The sequence below is a fragment of the Desulfotomaculum sp. genome, from assembly GCF_982386235.1.
The window spans coordinates 124,841-139,942 of the sequence record NZ_CEVWQM010000006.1; the positions used below are offsets into that span (position 1 = coordinate 124,841).

Consider the following 15,102-nt stretch of genomic DNA (forward strand, 5'->3'; position numbering starts at 1 on the left):
ACCCTTTCGCAAGCGAAAGAGTCTTTTTGAAGCTAGCCTAAACGAGGTGCGAAGGTGTCACAGCAAGTGCCATCAGAGGATTGTACACTCATATCTCCGCTGGATTTTACTTCGATGCTTTCGGCTTGGCATTCATGATTACTGTTATATTGACATTCTTCAATCATGCATTTGCTTATACCAGACATGCAAATCCCTCCCTCTGTTTTTGGCTCAGACTTATTTTAACCAATAGTGATCAGTATATGCTTGAAAAATTTTAGCCAATGCGCCAAGGAAAGACAAATAGAATTAAATGGTTGTCAGATTTTTATTTTAATGGTAACAATATATAAAGTGATTTTAACGGGTGGAATGATAGCAATGATGATGCATAAACCTCATAACCGTATTTGGGAGATCGATTGTCTACGTGGGTTAGCCATTATTTTTATGGTTTTTTACCATTTTATCTATGACCTTAATGAATTCTATGGTTTGCCTGTTAACTACGAGGAAGGCTTTATTTATTTTACAGGTAAAGCAGCTTCAACGTTGTTTATCTTACTGGCTGGCATTAGCTGTTCGTTGAGCAAAAGTAATTTTAATCGAGGCCTTAGACTGCTTATGATCGCGATCATCCTAACCATCATCACCTCCATAGCCGTTCCAGGGTCCCATATATTTTTTGGCATTTTACATTTTCTAGCTATCAGCATCCTTTTGTATCCCTTGTTTCACCCTTTACATCCAATACCCCTTATTATCATAGGAACATTGATCCTAGCTGCTGGACCCTTGATCAATGATTTGGCCCTTTCTACAAACCTATTGCTTCCACTGGGCCTTACCAAACCGGATTTTTTTTCTGTAGATTACTTTCCGTTAATTCCTTACCTAGGCCTGTTTTTGTACGGTGTTTCCCTGGGTAAATGGTTGTATAATAATAAAACTAGCCGCTTTGCCTACTTTCCTTTGGCAATTCCTTTTATTTTTTTAGGGCAACACTCCCTTTTTATCTACCTCATACACCAACCAATCTTTTTGCTGTTACACTATTTATTTCTTGACAGTGGTAACCTTTTGTTATAGTATGAATTTAGAAACATTCTCTAAAGGGGAGTAGCTTTTACAGCAAAGTCGTCATTTCGGGTTTAGTCCCCGGCTTTGTTGGCAACTTAAAGTTGTTAGCAAGACCTTTACCATAGGTAAAGGTCTTTTATTTTATAAACGATCTTTGCCTATGGGCAAGATCGTTTTTCATTTATACCTCACAATTGAAAGGAGATAACGTGATGGAATTTTTGTCTGCGGATTTTTTATCTGCCTTACTGGCAATTATCCTGATTGACCTCGTGTTGGCCGGTGACAATGCCATTGTTATCGGCATGTCAGCAAGGAACGTACCAAAGGAACATCAAAAACAAGTGATTATTTGGGGAACAATCGGTGCCATCGTAATTCGTGCCTTAGCAACTTTGGCTGTTGTCTGGTTATTAAGGATACCTGGGCTAATGCTCCTTGGTGGCGTATTGCTGGTATGGATTGCCTATAACCTTTTAACAGAAGAAAAGTCTCATGACCAAATTAAATCCTGCGACAATCGCTTAACTGCTATCCGAACCATTATTATTGCAGATGCTGTGATGGGCCTGGATAATGTCCTGGCCATTGCCGGAACCGCACACGGCAGTTTTTTATTGGTGGTAATTGGTCTGATGATTAGTATTCCTATTATTGTCTGGGGCAGTACCATTATCATAAAATGGATCGAACGTTTTCCGATTATCATTTATTTAGGGGCTGGGGTCATAGCACTAACCGCTGCCAAAATGATCCTGCACGAGCCCCTGGTTGCTGGCTTCTTTAACAATAACCCGCTTCTTAGCTATGGCATGATGGTTGCCATTACAGGTGGCGTTCTGATTGCCGGCAAAATAAGAAAGGGTAAGCCCAAACCCGCAACTTGTTAATGGCAAACCCAAGGGGTGTCGCAATACTACTTTTTGTAGCAGCGACACTCCCTTTTATTTAGTGCGCACCACGAAACGATGCCTTGCCACCTAAACCGCTGCGGCTTAGTATGACAGACTATTCACATCCCCCTCTAATTGTGACTAAACATTACTCGTAGAAAACAGTCAAAATCACCCCCCTACAACCGTGTGGTAACCAACAATTGTTGGCTAACGGCTAATTAATTTTAAGCATGTTATCGTACTTATTCAAATAAAATATTACTGAATGGGTTTTAGGTAAACAATTTTATTTTTATCTGGTATAGCAGCATGTTGACTTAATAATCTTTTAGGGGTGACTTATGGAAGAGGTATTAAAGGCACTTATTTTGGGTACCGTTCAAGGTCTAACTGAATTCTTACCCGTTAGCAGTACAGGCCATTTACTTTTAGGTCGAAAACTCCTGGGCCTGTCCGAAGCTGGTTTGTTTTTGGACACCATGCTGCATCTGGGAACCTTGTTAGCAGTGGTTGCAATTTTCTGGGATGACATTCTCTATATGATTAAACGACCCCTTAGCAAATTATCCCTGTTGATTATTGCCGGAACCATACCCACAGCAATCATTGGTCTTCGTTTCGAGGATTTCTTTGAAGAAATTTCTAAGACAGGGGTTACAGTGGGCTGGGAGTTTTTAATTACGGGTGCCATTCTTTGGGCTGCTGATAATATGAAGAGCAAAGGAAGCAACAAAAAAAATATTGATCAGATTTCTTTCAAAGACGCCCTAGTAGTTGGTACATTACAGGGTGCCGCCATCCTACCTGCGATCTCACGTTCCGGTTTAACCATTGCCGGGGCTTTGTTCCGGGGTATTGACAGGCAAGCGGCTGCCCGTTTTTCTTTCTTGCTTTCCCTACCGGCTATTTTAGGTGCCGTGGTACTCCAGGGAGCTAAACTGGCAGGTGGTCAAGCCGAATCCATTGGCTTAGTCCCCCTTCTGGTAGGTACAATTGCCGCAGCCCTTTCGGGCTATGTGGCAGTTAAGTGGATGCTGGCCATTCTGCAGCGGGGGTCACTGAAGGCATTTTCCATTTATGTTTGGATTTTAGGTATCGGTATATTAATTGCTCAGTTTTCGGGTAAGTTTTAGAATTCGCCCTCCGCTTTTGGCGATAGCTATTGGCTTTGGCTATACCGAAAGGGCCAGGGGCCTTAGGCATGATGCTACCAGCTAATGGCACAAAAAAGCCCCCGGGTTTTACTTTTACCGGGGGTTTTTCTATCTTTACTTACGATTTCTTTCTAATACTCTATGCCACTCGTGTCTTTCCAGGAAACTTCCCTCCACATTACCTTCCATTTCTACAAACATCTTATAGGGCACTGCAAAGGACAGGATATCCTTGTCCACACACTTTCTGGCAGAGATATCAAACATACCGATTACAGCCCTAGGTTTGTCTGCTTGCTCCTCATTATAAGGAATAATGCAGGTAGTATGACAACCTGCTCCAAAGGGGGCTATCACGTTTAAGTTGTGGTCCCTTTCATAGTTTGCCAGCACCACGAGGGCCGATAGTTGATCTGGATTGACTAGAAATACCACAACCTTGGGTGTTTCTCCCTCCGCAAAGTTCTCCAAGGGTTTAAAGACAATATACTCTGTGGGTACATCGGTCATAGGCAAAGAGTCAATAAATTTTTTAGCCAGTTCGGGGTTTTTTAGGTAGCCTTCCCCATGTTCCAAGGCAGGCATATTTCTTACAATGTTTTTTCCAATTTCGCTATTGCAAAATTCCTTATTTCCAGTAGAAAGAAAATACTCAATACCTCCAGGAAATTGCGTGTAGGTGTTGCCAAATCCCAGCCCAGTACCACCACCTATACACCCATAGGTCTTCCGATCAAAAACCACTGTTTTTCTCCGGGCTGCAGCACTCATCATGGCAGCCACACAACCCCAGCGACCCTCTTTAAACTGAAGAGACCCCTCCGGTTTTTCATTCGTTAGTAAAATTCCAACCGGAACATACTTCATCTCAATGGCCTTGGCAATTTTGCTTTGCAATTGAAACACCTCTTTTCCTATTTATCTCTATTTTACATGGTCTTGGACTGCCTGCAAATAGCAAAAAGCCAATAGACCCCCATGCCGTTAACCGCACCAGCAAAGAAATGAAAAAGCAGTCAGCTTTTTAGCCGACTGCTCTTTTATTAAGGTACATAGTTACCATCAAACTCAGATGATAAGGCACATGCCTCACTTTTTACTTCACCATAGCCTGCTTCCGCTTGGCCTGTAAAGGCATCCTTTAGGGTCGGATTAGCGGCCCTTTGGCTTTCTGCTAATTTTTTACTTACTTTCGGCATAATTTTGCCCCCTTATTTTTTATAAGTAAATTCAATATTAAGTATTCGGTTTTTTAGGGTAATCATACGTGGATGATTTTGGATTCTTACTTATTATATTATTCTTGGATAAAAGTAACTCAGAGATATCAAACTATTGTAAGTAACAATTAGAAAGGTAAATTAAAACCAGATAAACAAGGAGGAAATACATCACATGGAACGTAAGTACATGGCAGAACCCTACAAAATTAAAGTAGTCGAGCCGATTGCTATGTCCACACAGGAAGAAAGAACGGAGGCTATTAAACGTGCCGGTTATAATACCTTTCTTCTAAAATCGAAGGAAGTCTATATTGATCTATTAACAGACAGCGGCACCACTGCCATGAGTGATAATCAGTGGGCTGGTATGCAAATTGGTGACGAGGCCTATGCTGGCAGTGTAAACTTCTATCACTTGGAAAAGGCCGTTCAGGAGCTTTACGGTTTCAAATATGTCGTTCCCACCCACCAGGGTCGTGGTGCAGAGAACATTCTTTCCAAGATTGCCATTAAGCCTGGGGATTATGTACCTGGCAACATGTATTTCACCACCACCAGGGCCCACCAGGAATTATCCGGTGCTACCTTTGAGGACATTATTATTGATGAAGCCCACGATTCTCAAAATGATCATCCCTTTAAAGGAAACATTGATCTAAAGAAATTACAAAACCTGATCGACCGTGTTGGCGCAGATAAAATACCTTATATCTGCCTGGCAGTGACAGTAAACCTGGCTGGCGGGCAACCCGTTAGCATCAAGAATATGCGTGAGGTTAAAGAATTGGCCAGCAAACACGGTATCAAAGTTATGTTTGATGCCACCCGCTGTATAGAAAACGCCTACTTTATTAAAGAACGTGAAGAGGGCTATCAAAACAAAACCATCGCTGAAATTGTTAAGGAAATGTTCAGCTATGCGGATGGTGCCACCATGAGTGGTAAGAAAGACTGCCTGGTAAACATTGGCGGGTTCCTGGCTTTAAACGATGCAGATCTCTATCAGAAGGCTACTCAATTGGTCGTACTTTATGAAGGTATGCCCAGCTATGGCGGTTTAGCCGGCCGTGATATGGAAGCAATGGCCCGTGGTATGTATGAATCCGTAGACTACTACTACATTAGGCACAGAGTTGAGCAGGTACGCTATTTGGGCGAAAAACTTTCCGAAGCTGGCGTGCCCATTGTGAAGCCCATCGGTGGCCACGCCGTGTTCATCGATGCCCGGAAATTCCTGTCCCACATTCCCCAGGATCAATTCCCGGCCCAAATGCTGGCCGCAAAATTATACGAGCTTTCCGGCGTACGGAGTATGGAACGCGGTATTGTTTCAGCCGGCCGTGACAAGGAAGGTAAGCATTACTTCCCGAAATTGGAGCTGGTGCGCCTGACCATTCCTCGACGCGTATACACCTATGCTCATATGGATGTCGTGGCAGATTCAGTAATTGAGCTATACAATAAGCGTGATAGCATCCCTGGTCTAAAGATGGTCTATGAGCCACCTGTATTGCGGTTCTTCACCTCCCGCTTCGAACCCCTTAAATAAATTAGCAAAAGGGTTATATTAAGGGCCGGCTAGGGTAAACCCTACGGCCCTTATGTCAAATTACTCTTACTAAAAGGAGTACGCCTATGAGTATCTTTCGAACTAAAGATGTCGAATTAATGATCAAAGAATCTAAAAAGCATGGTCTCATAAAGTCATTGGGTGCCCTGGATATTACGCTAATCGGGATTGGTGTTATCATTGGTACGGGTATTTTTGTTTTGACCGGTGTAGCGGCTGCCAAATATGCCGGACCAGGCCTCATGTTATCCTTTGTTTTAGCCGGTTTAACCGTGGCCTTTGTCTCTTTGGCCTTTTCGGAGCTGGCAGCCATGATCCCCATCGCAGGCAGCGCCTATACCTATACCTATACGGCATTGGGTGAGGCTTTAGCCTTTTGGGTTGGCTGGGGCCTGGTGCTGGAATATACCGTGGGTGCCAGCGCAGTGGCAGGCGGTTGGTCTGCTTATTTCACTGGCATTTTAGCCTCCGGGGGAATACACCTACCAGAAGCATTAACGAAGGTTCCTGCCGATGGCGGTATTGTTAATTTACCGGCTGTATTAATTGCCCTATTTCTAATGTTATTACTTGTCAGAGGAACGAAGGAGAGCGCAAATCTTAATAAAATTCTCGTATTCGTTAAGCTGGCTGCCATCTTTATCTTCTTATTCCTGGCAGGTCCCAAAATCAATTCTGCCAACTGGAGTCCCCTTTTACCCTACGGCTGGCAAGGTGTAGCCACCGGGGCAGCGGTAATCTTCTTTGCCTACCTGGGCATTGACTCGATCGCCACCTCTGCGGAGGAAGCAAAAAATCCGAAACGCGATATGCCCATTGGCATTCTATCCTCATTGGCCGTTTGTACCGTCCTGTATATAGCTGTGACGGCAGTAATGACCGGCACCACACCCTATGCACAATTGGATACAGCCGAACCGGTAACCTTTGTTTTGCGTAACCTGGGTTACAATTTGGGTTCCGCACTGGTGGGTACCGGTGCCATAGCGGGCCTAACAACGGTTCTCATGGTGATGATGTATGCACAAACCAGGGCTTTCTTTGCGATGTCCCGTGACGGCTTAATCCCACGGTCCCTGTGCAAGCTTCATCCTAAATTTGGCTCACCCTACCTTGTTACCATAATTGTTGGTATTGCTGTTGCCACAATGAGTGGCTTTACTCCCATTCATCTGGTAGCTGAAATGTGCAGCATTGGTACCTTGTTTGCCTTCTTTATGGCCATCATTGGTGTAATGCGGCTGCGCAAGACCAAACCTCATTGGGAAAGGCCCTTTCGATGCCCTGCACTATTTGTGATTGGCCCGGTGGCTCTAATTTTCTGTTCCTTCGTGATGGGTAATTTACCAGCCCATACCTGGAGAAATTTCTTTGTCTGGATGACCATTGGTGTAATCGTTTACTTTGCCTATAGCAAAAACCATAGCCTATTAGGCCAAGCAAAAGACTCTGAACCTGAACCTGAAAAGTAATCCATACCTAAGGGGGATAAATAAATCATGACTAAAGACAACAGCAAAGGGGTCGGTTTTTTCGGTGCCACCTTTGCGGGAGTTACGGAGAATAAAAAAAATAAGAATTACGATGAAGAGTACTCCCGTGATGTAGCAATTCCCGAAAAGGATGCCAAGGAATTTACACCAAAATCTAATAATAAACAATAATTTAAGGCCAGGTAGCAACCTGGCCTTAAATATTGACTATTTTTAGTGTATCCTGCCAGCGGGACAACGCTCACCCATTAAACGATCCAACCAAGATATAACCTGATAATTGATGGACTCCTCCGGTGCGGCTTTAATTATTTTATCATAGCACCTTTGGCAAACGTTTTTCCCCGCCAAATGAATAAGTTCCTTTGGTACGCCTAGATTGCTTAAGCGTAATTCTCGGTCTGGTACTTCTATATCTGAAACCTCCACAGCATCCTTAGCCGCAACGATCAGTCCGGTTTCTCCTTTTAATTCAGAGTCATGTACCAAGGAATAATTGATACCTATCTGTTTGGCTAATTTTTGATATTTTGCCGTAAAAACCTGGGGTATCTCACCATTAATAAGTAACTTGAAAGCCCGTGGGTCCTTTAATGCTTCAACTATTTCAGGATATATCGCCGGTTCCGAAACCTGACGTTTGGAAAGCATTCTAATAACCCTTTCTCTAAACTGCCCAAGATATCTATTTTTCTCTGCCTTCTTTAGTTCCGGCGGGCCATGTAACCCTGCTGCAATGGTCTTCTGTAATTCATCCTGACTTAACCACGAACCCATTTCCTCTTGACCAACATCTTTACTCATTTTCTCATTCCCCTCTAGTGAACCCTAGCCCATGAGCCAAGGGACTTTAAGCATAATGAAAAAAGCGAAAGGCCGCTGGCTAAGTTAAAGTTTGCCAATAATATCCCTGGCAATGGCCACGCCGCAGGCACCTGCCTGGGCTAGACCACGGGTAATACCTGCACCATCCCCACCTGCGTATAGCCCTTCAATTTGTGTTTCAAAGTTAGCTGTCAGAATGGGGCGGGCAGAATAAAATTTTGCTTCTACTCCGTATAGCAGTGTATGTTCAGAGGCAATCCCCGGTGTTACCTTATCCAGTGCTTCAATCATTTCCATGATACTTTTCATGGTGTTGTAGGGCAGTGCCAAACTCAAATCCCCCGGTTCAGCCTCTTTTAGTGTGGGCTCAACAAAACCTACCTTGACACGTTTCTGAGTGGACCGCCAACCTTTTTTTAGGTCCCCATAGCGCTGCACTAACACACTGCCATTGGATAAGTCATTGGCCAGCCGGGAAATGGACTTGGCGTATTCAATGGGCTTATTAAAGGGATAAGAAAATTTATGGGACACCAGCAGGGCAAAGTTCGTGTTATTACTGCCAAGACTTTTATCCTTGTAGGCATGTCCATTGGCCAACATTACACCACTGTGATTTTCGATCACTACATAGCCAGCCGGGTTGCTGCAAAAGGTCCGTACGGTGGTACCCACGGAAGTACGAAAGATAAATTTACCTTCATAAAGGTGTTCATTTATTTCTTCCATGATGGCATTTAAGGTTTCTACCCTCACACCCACATCCACCTGATTACTCAACATTTCCAGGCCGATCTTCCGACAAACCGCAGACAACCATTCAGAACCATCCCGACCGGGTACGACAACTACTTTCTTAGCCAGGTATTCTTCATTATTCTTGGTAATAATCCCTTTGATGGATATTTTGCCTGCTTCCTGTGCATGGATTAAGTCCACCACTTCTGTTTCATACTTCATATCAACCTGTTCTTTCAGGTACTCAAAAATGTTTTTTAATATTTCTAGGTTTTGCTCCGTGCCCAGGTGACGCACCCGTGCCCGCAGCAGCTTTAGACCGGCACCAAGACCCCTCTTTTCAATGTCCTTTACAGCGGAGGTATCCGGGTTAGTGGTAGCCGATTGCGCCCCATGCTTAAGATTAATGCTATCAACATACTTAATTAACTCTAACACCTCAGAAGGTGCTAGATAGTCGGTCATCCAGCCGCCAAATTCAGTGGTTATATTAAACTTGCCATCCGAATAAGCCCCTGCTCCCCCAAATCCATTGGTAATGGCACAAGCTGGTCTGCAGCCGGCATAATCCTTTTTCTCAGTGGGCGGTGGGCACTTAACAACCTTCTTCTGTAATATGGGACACACCCTTCTATAAATATCCTTACCCTTTTCCACTAATAAAACTTTAAGGTGAGGAGCTTTCGATGCTAATTCATAACAGGTAAAAATACCTGCCGGACCGGCTCCAATAACGATCACATCATATTGATTCATACCAGCACCTCCTATTACATTTTGCCCAAACAGAATCATTATGAAGTATTGATTTGGGTTTTTCAATTACTTTTTATATAAATGTCTCGTTTACCATATTATTACCCCCAAAAAAGAAGAGCCATTTAGATTCTGCATGGCTCTTTTCTTCGAGGGTTTATATATAAAAATATAAATTTTTTGCTCAAACTAGCGATCTACCGCTAAAATAATAAAGGGCATACTCAGGATATAAAGACACATGATAATTCCTGCTTCCATTCTCCCACCCCCTGATGTTTTCTTATCGTACTATATTCGTCAAATCTAGCAATTATCCTTTTGTTGAGTGACCAATATCACACCCAATGGTTGACCACAATCACATCTTTTCTCCTTCATCTCCTGTATCCTTAGACCATCATTAAAAAGCAAAAACACGGCCTAGGGCCGTCAAATATAAAGGAGGAAATGAAAATATGTTTTGTTATCAGTGTGAACAGACTCCCAAAGGCGGTTGTACAAAAATTGGTGTGTGTGGCAAAGATGAGAATATCGCCAGCCTGCAGGATACCATTATCTTTGGTTTAAAGGGTGTGGCAGCTTACGCTACCCATGCTAAAGAGCTTGGCTATGCCGACCCTGAAGTAAATGCCATCACCCATGAAGCCTTATATTCAACCCTAACCAACGTTAACTTTAATCTTGAAGAAACCATCAACATGGCCCTAAAGGTTGGTACCGCCACGGTTAAAGCAATGGACCTATTGGATAAGGCTCACCTGGATAACCTTGGTGTACCCTCCCCTGTTACTGTTACCTCCGACAAAGTAGAAGGAAAGTGCATCCTCGTTACAGGTCACGATCTGCTGGCGTTAAAAGAACTATTAATCCAATCCGAGGGCAAAGGCATTAATATTTATACTCACTCAGAAATGTTGCCCGCCCATGGTTATCCGGAACTAAATAAATATAAACACCTTAAAGGTAATGTAGGCAAGGCCTGGTATGATCAGAGAAAGCTTTTCGAAGCTTTTCCCGGTGCTATCCTAGCCACCACCAACTGTGTAATGCCCATTCGCAAGGATGCCACCTACGGTGACCGTATGTTCTCCTTTGGTGTTACAGGTTTAGAAGGGGTTAAGAAAATTGAAGGCTTGGATTTTACACCTGTAATTGAAAAGGCATTATCTCTGCCTGGTGCCCCTGCTGAAGCTTTGGCCGCAGAGGTAAAAACCATGACCACTGGTTTTCACCATCTAAACATACTACCCCTGGCTCCCCAAATTGTCGAAGCTGTTAAAGCTGGTAAGATTAAGCGTTTCTTCGTCATTGCCGGCTGTGACTCTCCCACGAAGGGCAGAGATTACTTTAGGGAACTGGCCCTGGCTATTCCTAAGGATTGTGTTATCCTGACCACTTCCTGTGGTAAATTTAGATTTAATGATATCGATTTTGGCACCATCGAAGGCACTGGTATTCCCCGTTTCCTAGACCTGGGGCAGTGTAACAATTCCGGTTCCGCTGTGAAGATTGCTTTAGCTCTGGCCGAAGCATTTAACTGTGGTGTTAATGACCTTCCATTAACCATTGTTCTATCCTGGTTTGAACAAAAGGCTGTGGCCATTCTCTTAGGCCTGTTTAGCCTGGGTGTCAAGAATATGTATATCGGACCCAAGGCTCCTGAGTTCCTCACCCCTGGAGTTGTAGATGTCCTGCAAAAGACCTTTAATCTTCAGTTAATCAGTGGAGATGCCAACGCAGACCTAGCTAAAATGCTAGGTTAAGATAAACCCACCTCCTTGTCTGTGAGTGTCGCACTGCTGCTTATTGCAGCAAGCGGCACTCCTTTTTTATCCAGCCACTTAATCTAAATTTAATAAATAATCCCAGCAGGAGAATAATAAGATTTGGATAATTAACCTATCAAAATATATTACCGAGGTGTTCAGATGATTAAGTTAAGAGACCCTTTTAGTGGCTTAAGTCATTTAACCGGTGCATTATTATCCATTGTGGCTTTAATTCTGCTGGTCTACAATGCGGTTCAGTATGGTAAAACCATACATGTTGTTTCCTTTTCTATTTTTGGGGCTAGCCTGATCTTACTTTATACAGCCAGTGCCTTATATCATTTATTACCCCTATCTCCAAAGGGCGTGCTTCTTTTACGACGTATTGATCATATGATGATATTTGTTTTAATCGCAGGAACCTATACTCCGGTTTGCCTGATTCCTTTACGCGGCGGTTGGGGTTACTCACTGCTAGTAGGGGTTTGGGTCCTTGCTATTGTTGGTATTATTATTAAGGCTCTCTGGCTGGAGGCCCCCCGCTGGTTTTCAACACTAATTTACCTGACCATGGGTTGGCTCATTATAATTGCCTTTTGGCCCCTAATTAAAACGGTTTCCACCGGAGGCATTGTTTGGATGTCCCTTGGGGGTATTTTTTATACCGTGGGGGCAATCTTTTACGGTACAAAATGGCCCCCTAACCTAATCCCTGGCTGGTTTGGCTTTCATGAGGTTTTCCATCTTTTTGTTATGGCAGGTAGTTTTAGTCATTTTTGGCTAATGGCTAAATATATCATGTATATATAATTAAGGCCCACCTGCTAATAGGTGGACCTTAATTACTTTATAGAGAGTTAAAGAGCATGTATATTCCCGTAAATATCAAAATGCCATTGGCAGCAAACTGAAAGGTTCTTTGATTAATTTTATCAAACAATAAATTACCGATGAACACACCTACCGCAACGATAGGAATTAGCTTTAGTGAAACCGTTATCGCTGCGGGTTCTATACCAACTGTTAAAATTTGCATAACCATACTAATAATATAGACAAAAATAAAAAATGTTAGGGTTGTGCTCCTGGCAGTTTCCTTTTTCATATTTGTTAAATTAAAATAAAGCAGGAGAGGCACCCCAGGCATACCGATACTGGTTGTCAGCATTCCGCCACAAAGGCCAATCAAAAACTGTATCTTTGACGAAATACTTTCCTCGATAGCTTCCTCTTTTTTCGACTGGCTGGATTTTTTTATAGCAGCTCGTAGTGTTATAAAAGCGGCTATAAATATAATAACAATGCCAACGGTAAATTTTAAGATCGGTAAACTGACGTAGGAATAAAATACAACACCAATGGGTGCCCCTACAAAGCTACCCCAGATAAGCCTTTTTAAGAACTCTTTATCAACATCTTTTATGATCTTAAAAATTAACAGCAAAGAAACGATAAACGATAGAATAATACTTATTTGTACACAATCCCGGGAATTAAAAATCAAGAGTAAAAATGGCGTAGCCATAATGGCAAAACCAAACCCTATGGCGGCTTGCAATATCGATGCGAAAAAAACAATGACCATTGCTGAAATCAATATAATCACTCTTCTCAATTAGTTAAAAGTCGTCATCACCAAAATCCAAAAAATCCCCTAACCCAGTATCAAAGCTATCTTCTTCGCCAACCACGTAGTTGGCTTCTTCTTCTCCTTCAAGGATGCTGCCAAGCAAAGCACCACCTAACATACCAGCAACCATACCACCCATAACCCCCCCCATGCCTGACCCATGCCGCAGGGATTGCTGATTGCTGTGATTACTTGGAGCCATTTTGGGTCCTTGTACTGAAATTACCACCAATTCCTTTTCTAAAAAGCTTTTAACCGCGTCGGCCAATTGCTGTGCAGAACCATTGGTCCGTACATCAGCGGGGACAATAAGCTCCGCATGATGGCCAATACCACTACGCATATAGCCACCATTCATTTCAATCTCCATCAGGAGTTTAAATTCGTTTTGATCAACGTAAAATTTTAGCTTTATTTCCTTTAATTGTTCTGCAAATTGGGGACCCGGGTAAAATTCAAACTCCTGCCCAGATTCAGTTATTTTTCCAGAACCAATTTTTTCTTTGAAATTTAGTATTTGCAAGGCATCAAAAACCATTTGCATATCTTTATTGGCTAAAACAAGCAGGGGATCATTGTCATCGGTATCCACAGCCTGGGCAATATCCATTTTGGTGATTAAGAAATAGGACAGGGAGCTTTTAGCGATCGGATAGGACAGGGGCAATAAATGCTCAAAGGGGATCTCCTTTACCTCCCTAGCCTCAACCCGAATATTTCTAGCAACTGATACTGTATCTAGCACACGTTTGACTTCTTTACCCTTAATAATAACCCGCATCATTACATCAACATGGAGGGTATTAATGTCCTGGGCAGCATTCCCTCCCATCACGATAACTTTACCACTGACAACTTCCCCAATGCGGTAACCTTCCTTATCCAGTACCAGGTTCACCTTGGCAGCTCCCACCCCAAAGCTGGCCATTAGTTTTTTAAACATAAAACCATGAACACTCCTTTTTGACTGATACCCTTTTTTTGGGAGACCTGTAGCTCTACTGTACTGTATTTCGTTTTAACATTTTCTTATTCCAGTATATAGTATCAACCTCAAACTGTACAGATTGACGTCTTGCTTTTACATAGGACCCAAAGTATGGCTAACCATAAGTTTTTTTAAAGTGGGGCGAACTAAGTGCCTAAAATTTTCATAACTTACAAATAAAAAGGAGTGTTTTCCGTGGTTAACAATAAAAATACCACAGCCAAAATATCCGATAACAAAATAGAAGATCAATGCATTGACATTATTTATCCACAGATATCGGGTCTCAAGAACCAGATGGCTGAGCAAAGAATTAATGAAGCCATTACAAACATCGTCCAAAAGGAAATTCCCATGGAAGGCTGTGACGTTTATGCGGAAATTTTCGGTCGGTATGAGGTGGAGGTCAATCAAAAGGGCATTTTGAGCATTAAGTTTAATTTTTATACGATCGCCCAAATGGCAGCTAACGGTTTAAATGTACAAAGGTCAATTACAGCAAACTTGAATACAGGGCAAATTTATCAATTGCATGACCTCTTTAGACCCAACAGCTATTATAAAGTAACCCTTAATCGAATAATCAATCAAAGCCTTGAAGAAAGGGATATTGATCTTCTAGAGCCCTTTCCCGGGGTGAGTGACTATGACGAATACTATTTAACGGATCATGCACTGGTACTATACTGGCAGGAACTTAAATACACCGCCCATGCCTTAGGCACCATTGAGTTTGTTATACCCTACACTCGAATTAGTAATCTAATCAGCGAAACTGGTCCCATAGGTATACTCTTACGTGATTAAAACCAGTAGCCTCTATTATCCAAAAACAAAACCCTACAGTCGTGTTACAACTGTAGGGTTTTAAAAATACTCTGGCAACGACCTACTCTCCCAGGAGCGTGAGCTCCAAGTACCATCGGCCCTGAAGGGCTTAACTGCTGTGTTCGGGATGGGAACAGGTGTACCCCCTCCGGTATCGCCACCAGAAA

The 15,102-nt window shown here is 42.7% G+C and carries 16 protein-coding genes and 1 rRNA gene; 9 read left to right on the forward strand and 8 right to left on the reverse strand.

The genetic code is table 11. The features are described 5' to 3' along the window. Window positions 1-32 precede the first annotated feature (32 nt). Window positions 33-188, reverse strand: a complete 156-nt coding sequence (locus tag AC1U9Z_RS05590) for a DUF1540 domain-containing protein (protein ID WP_333529212.1) — start codon at window positions 186-188, stop codon at window positions 33-35. Between the two features lie 61 nt (window positions 189-249). Between AC1U9Z_RS05590 and AC1U9Z_RS05595 the strand changes: the two genes are divergently transcribed. From AC1U9Z_RS05595 to AC1U9Z_RS05605, 3 genes are all read left to right on the forward strand, one after another. Beyond that, the gene (locus AC1U9Z_RS05595) at window positions 250-1,071 is read left to right on the forward strand and encodes a heparan-alpha-glucosaminide N-acetyltransferase (protein ID WP_479956197.1); all 822 of its coding nucleotides are present in this window, start codon (window positions 250-252) and stop codon (window positions 1,069-1,071) included. A 203-nt stretch (window positions 1,072-1,274) separates the two neighbouring features. Continuing rightward, window positions 1,275-1,952, forward strand: coding sequence for a TerC family protein (locus AC1U9Z_RS05600; RefSeq protein WP_333529210.1), 678 nt, complete (start codon window positions 1,275-1,277; stop codon window positions 1,950-1,952). Between the two features lie 347 nt (window positions 1,953-2,299). After that, window positions 2,300-3,091, forward strand: a complete 792-nt coding sequence (locus AC1U9Z_RS05605) for an undecaprenyl-diphosphate phosphatase (RefSeq protein WP_479956199.1) — start codon at window positions 2,300-2,302, stop codon at window positions 3,089-3,091. A gap of 135 nt (window positions 3,092-3,226) precedes the next feature. Here AC1U9Z_RS05605 and AC1U9Z_RS05610 read toward each other — a convergent pair whose 3' ends face one another. After that, complete coding sequence (locus AC1U9Z_RS05610; protein WP_479956201.1) at window positions 3,227-4,009, reverse strand: DUF169 domain-containing protein; 783 nt, start codon at window positions 4,007-4,009, stop codon at window positions 3,227-3,229. Between the two features lie 146 nt (window positions 4,010-4,155). Continuing rightward, window positions 4,156-4,311, reverse strand: a complete 156-nt coding sequence (locus AC1U9Z_RS05615) for a hypothetical protein (RefSeq protein WP_333529207.1) — start codon at window positions 4,309-4,311, stop codon at window positions 4,156-4,158. A gap of 196 nt (window positions 4,312-4,507) precedes the next feature. Here AC1U9Z_RS05615 and AC1U9Z_RS05620 point away from each other — a divergent pair, with 196 nt between their 5' ends. The 3 genes from AC1U9Z_RS05620 (at window position 4,508) to AC1U9Z_RS05630 (ending at window position 7,569) form a co-directional block, all read left to right on the forward strand. After that, on the forward strand, window positions 4,508-5,884 hold the full coding sequence (locus AC1U9Z_RS05620) for a tyrosine phenol-lyase (RefSeq protein ID WP_333529206.1): 1,377 nt from the start codon (window positions 4,508-4,510) through the stop codon (window positions 5,882-5,884). A gap of 86 nt (window positions 5,885-5,970) precedes the next feature. Continuing rightward, complete coding sequence (locus AC1U9Z_RS05625) at window positions 5,971-7,377, forward strand: amino acid permease (protein ID WP_333529205.1); 1,407 nt, start codon at window positions 5,971-5,973, stop codon at window positions 7,375-7,377. 27 nt (window positions 7,378-7,404) lie between these two features. Then, complete coding sequence (locus tag AC1U9Z_RS05630; RefSeq protein ID WP_333529204.1) at window positions 7,405-7,569, forward strand: hypothetical protein; 165 nt, start codon at window positions 7,405-7,407, stop codon at window positions 7,567-7,569. A 42-nt stretch (window positions 7,570-7,611) separates the two neighbouring features. Here the strand turns inward: AC1U9Z_RS05630 and AC1U9Z_RS05635 are convergent, their stop codons facing one another. Together AC1U9Z_RS05635 and AC1U9Z_RS05640 are read right to left on the reverse strand one after the other, a co-directional pair. Next, on the reverse strand, window positions 7,612-8,202 hold the full coding sequence (locus AC1U9Z_RS05635; RefSeq protein ID WP_479956203.1) for a YueI family protein: 591 nt from the start codon (window positions 8,200-8,202) through the stop codon (window positions 7,612-7,614). An 84-nt stretch (window positions 8,203-8,286) separates the two neighbouring features. Then, a complete protein-coding gene (locus tag AC1U9Z_RS05640) occupies window positions 8,287-9,717 on the reverse strand; it encodes an NAD(P)/FAD-dependent oxidoreductase (protein WP_479956205.1) in 1,431 nt (476 codons plus the stop codon). A 458-nt stretch (window positions 9,718-10,175) separates the two neighbouring features. On the opposite strand from AC1U9Z_RS05640, the gene hcp reads away from it, so the two are divergent. Both hcp and trhA read left to right on the forward strand, forming a co-directional pair. Beyond that, on the forward strand, window positions 10,176-11,483 hold the full coding sequence (hcp, locus tag AC1U9Z_RS05645; protein ID WP_479956207.1) for a hydroxylamine reductase: 1,308 nt from the start codon (window positions 10,176-10,178) through the stop codon (window positions 11,481-11,483). 165 nt (window positions 11,484-11,648) lie between these two features. Then, complete coding sequence (gene trhA, locus AC1U9Z_RS05650) at window positions 11,649-12,299, forward strand: PAQR family membrane homeostasis protein TrhA (protein WP_479956208.1); 651 nt, start codon at window positions 11,649-11,651, stop codon at window positions 12,297-12,299. Between the two features lie 37 nt (window positions 12,300-12,336). On the opposite strand, the gene AC1U9Z_RS05655 is transcribed toward trhA, so the two are convergent. Together AC1U9Z_RS05655 and AC1U9Z_RS05660 are read right to left on the reverse strand one after the other, a co-directional pair. After that, on the reverse strand, window positions 12,337-13,086 hold the full coding sequence (locus tag AC1U9Z_RS05655) for a sulfite exporter TauE/SafE family protein (RefSeq protein ID WP_479956211.1): 750 nt from the start codon (window positions 13,084-13,086) through the stop codon (window positions 12,337-12,339). 22 nt (window positions 13,087-13,108) lie between these two features. After that, window positions 13,109-14,062, reverse strand: a complete 954-nt coding sequence (locus AC1U9Z_RS05660) for a sporulation protein (protein WP_479956212.1) — start codon at window positions 14,060-14,062, stop codon at window positions 13,109-13,111. A gap of 240 nt (window positions 14,063-14,302) precedes the next feature. Between AC1U9Z_RS05660 and AC1U9Z_RS05665 the strand changes: the two genes are divergently transcribed. Further along, window positions 14,303-14,914, forward strand: a complete 612-nt coding sequence (locus AC1U9Z_RS05665; protein ID WP_479956213.1) for a DUF3298 and DUF4163 domain-containing protein — start codon at window positions 14,303-14,305, stop codon at window positions 14,912-14,914. 69 nt (window positions 14,915-14,983) lie between these two features. Here AC1U9Z_RS05665 and rrf read toward each other — a convergent pair. Continuing rightward, a 5S ribosomal RNA gene (gene rrf / locus AC1U9Z_RS05670) occupies window positions 14,984-15,100 on the reverse strand. Between the last annotated feature and the right edge of the window lie 2 nt (window positions 15,101-15,102).